Source organism: Luteibacter sp. P4_E6 (assembly GCF_056401535.1).
This window is the reverse complement of record NZ_JBFUJE010000501.1, coordinates 1-2,841: the sequence shown is the minus strand read 5'-3', so window position 1 is coordinate 2,841 and position 2,841 is coordinate 1. Positions and strand designations below refer to the sequence as shown.

At 58.6% G+C, this 2,841-nt stretch carries 1 protein-coding gene and 2 rRNA genes; all 3 read right to left on the bottom strand.

What is annotated here, in order from left to right; translation table 11 throughout:
* On the bottom strand, positions 1–891 hold an 891-nt coding region (locus AC1DT2_RS19895), incomplete at its 3' end, for an ExeA family protein (protein WP_477298227.1).
* A gap of 277 nt (positions 892–1,168) precedes the next feature.
* Positions 1,169–1,283, bottom strand: a 5S ribosomal RNA gene (gene rrf, locus AC1DT2_RS19890).
* A gap of 121 nt (positions 1,284–1,404) precedes the next feature.
* Positions 1,405–2,841, bottom strand: a 23S ribosomal RNA gene (locus AC1DT2_RS19885); the annotation flags it as partial.

Genomic DNA, 2,841 nt, shown 5'->3' with positions numbered 1-2,841 from the left:
GGCCAGCATGGCGCCCACCGCAAGGAGGAGTTTCCGATAGCGACGGAGCCAGTACCGAGCATGTTGCGGCAGCACCTCTCGGGCGACGAATCCGAGCGCCCGCTCGCCTATCGACTGTTCGCCCCGCTCAGCTGCGCGCTCGAGGGCACGGTGTGCCAACGCGTTGAGGCGGCGAGGGTTGCCTTTGCCATCGTCGCGAAGCGTGCGCAGGCCGAGACGGCTGAAAGGCATGTGGGTCGTGCCTGCGACGTGGAGCCGGTGACGAACATAGCGCTCGCTCTCATCACCACTCAACACCGGCATGGGAATACGGCTGCGCACATGAGCCGCGATCGATGGTGCCGACGGGCCGGACAGTCGTTCGCGTAGTGCCGGCAGACCCGCGAGCAGGATGTGGAAAGGTGCGTCGACGTTCTCGCAGGCAAGGAGCAAGCGCTCGACGATCGCCAGGTCGTCATCGGCAAGCTGATCGGCGTCATCCAGGATCAAGAGGTACCGGTGGTTGCCGTGTTGGGAAATCCTCCCGAGACCGGCAGCGAGCCCATCGACCAGATGGTCTTCCGTGTTGGCCTCGGCACTCAGGGGCAACGGCAACCCGAACCCCGCATACATGGCGCGCAGCCACGCTACCGTTTCCAGCGCATAGTCACCGGCAGCCTGACGAACGGCGCGCACCCCGTGGTTGGGTGCATCCGCTTCCACCAACAGGCAAAGCAGGCTCTTGCCGACACCGGCCTCGCCTGTCACGAGAGTCACGCTGGAGGTCGTCGATGTCAGCTCATATTCGACATGCGCGAGAATTTCCCGCTCGCGCGCGAACAGGCAGGCAAAGCGCGGATCCGGTGCGTCGCCAAATGGCAGCTCGCGCAGCCCGAAAGTCTGTAAGTACATGACCCTAATGTAGCCGATTGGCCCCGGCCGTTGGCCCCTGTAGGAGCCGATTCATCGGCGATCCCGCGGYAGCGGGCCGGGTGCCGCCATCTGGTTATCGCCGCTGAAGCGGCTCCCACAGGGGCCGAGGGTAAATCGMSGGCAAAGAAAAACCCGGCTTCTTTCGAAGACGGGTTGTTCCGGTATAAGGCCCCTGGCGGTGACCTGTTGCGGGTCTTGCGCTGCGCGCAAAAAAAAACCCAGTCTCGGAGGAGACTGGGTTTTTAGGGTATAAGGCCCCTGGCGGTGACCTACTCTTGCATGGCTTGAGCCACACTACCATCGGCGCATGCGCGTTTCACTTCTGAGTTCGGGATGGGATCAGGTGGTACCACGCCGCTATGGCCGCCAGGGAAGGGGTGGAAGCAGCGCTATAAAAGCGCCGGCTTCACAGAGGGTGTAAACGAGTGACAAGCGTCCGGATTCGGAAAGCGAGTAGAGAGATGTTAAGACGGTGAAGCGTCTTGGGGTTATATGGTCAAGCCTCACGGCTCATTAGTACACGTAAGCTCAATGCATTGCTGCACTTCCACACCGTGCCTATCAACCACCTAGTCTTGATGGTGCCTTTAGGAGAGTCAAGCTCTCGGGAGATCTCATCTTGGGGCGTGCTTCCCGCTTAGATGCTTTCAGCGGTTATCACTTCCGTTCGTAGCTACCGGGCAATGCCATGGGCATGACAACCCGAACACCAGCGGAACGTCCACTCCGGTCCTCTCGTACTAGGAGCAGCCCCCCTCAAATCTCCAACGCCCACGACAGATAGGGACCGAACTGTCTCACGACGTTCTGAACCCAGCTCGCGTACCACTTTAAATGGCGAACAGCCATACCCTTGGGACCGGCTACAGCCCCAGGATGTGATGAGCCGACATCGAGGTGCCAAACAMCSCCGTCGATATGRACTCTTGGGSGKYATCAGCCTGTTATCCCCGGRGTASCTTTTATCCGTTGAGCGATGGCCCTTCCAYRCRGRACCACCGGATCACTAWGMCCKACTTTCGTMCCTGCTTGATCCGTCGATCTCGCAGTCAAGCACGCTTATGCCTTTGCACACAGTGCGCGATGTCCGACCGCGCTGAGCGTACCTTCGTGCTCCTCCGTTACTCTTTSGGAGGMGACCGCCCCAGTCAAACTACCCACCATACACKGTCCCSGATCCGGATKACGGACCTAGGTTAGAACGTCAAGCACTTCAGGGTGGTATTTCAAGGATGGCTCCACCAGAACTAGCGTCCTGGTTTCATAGCCTCCCACCTATCCTACACAGAAGAACTCAACGTTCAGTGTAAAGCTATAGTAAAGGTKCACGGGGTCTTTCCGTCTKRCCGCRGGAACSCYGCATCTTCACRGSGAWTTCAATTTCACTGAGTCTCGGGTGGAGACAGCGCCGCTGTCGTTACRCCWTTCGTGCRGGTCGGAACTTACCCGACAAGGAATTTCGCTACCTTAGGACCGTTATAGTTACGGCCGCCGTTTACTGGGGCTTCGGTTCAAAGCTTCGCTTGCGCTAACCTCTCCCCTTAACCTTCCAGCACCGGGCAGGTGTCAGCCCCTATACTTCGCCTTGCGGCTTCGCAGAGACCTGTGTTTTTGCTAAACAGTCGCCTGGGCCTATTCACTGCGGCTTTTCTGGGCTATTCACCCTAAAAAGCACCCCTTCTCCCGAAGTTACGGGGTCATTTTGCCGAGTTCCTTAACGAGAGTTCTCTCGCACACCTTAGGATTCTCTCCTCGCCTACCTGTGTCGGTTTGCGGTACGGGCACCTTACATCTCACTAGAGGCTTTTCTTGGCAGCGTGGAATCAGGAACTTCGGTACTATATTTCCCTCGCCATCACAGCTCCGCCTTAATGGAAACGGGATTTGCCWCGTTTCCGGCCTAACTGCTTGGACGCGCATATCCAACAG